The organism is Dellaglioa sp. CoH-56-MRSF-13, assembly GCF_056782095.1.
This window is the reverse complement of record NZ_JBXAYC010000145.1, coordinates 1-293: the sequence shown is the minus strand read 5'-3', so window position 1 is coordinate 293 and position 293 is coordinate 1. Positions and strand designations below refer to the sequence as shown.

Annotated in this window: 1 protein-coding gene; it reads left to right on the top strand. The window is 54.9% G+C overall.

Annotated features, from left to right (window positions below; translation table 11 throughout):
* Window positions 1–68: 68 nt before the first annotated feature.
* On the top strand, window positions 69–293 hold a 225-nt coding region (locus AC1RP1_RS08240; protein WP_481762759.1), incomplete at its 3' end, for a hypothetical protein.

The following is a 293-nucleotide window of genomic DNA, read 5'->3' as shown; positions in this document are numbered from 1 at the left end:
GATTTTGGAGTTGACGACGAGTAAATAGCGGCGTACACTGCGCGCATTGACTACACAACGGAGGGAACATGAGCGCACAATACAACGCAGCAGACGACTACTTCGAAGCCGACGATTTCGATCCGCTGCACGAGTACGAGCAGATTACGGGTAACCGCCTGAGTTCCTACGATGGTCCGGAAGGTCTGGGTCTGGCGATTCTCCTGTCGCAGCGCAAATCTATGTCGAAGGAATTCGCGCTCAAGCAACTGGGCGACGTGCATGGGCGCATGACGGAAGAAGAGTATCGGACG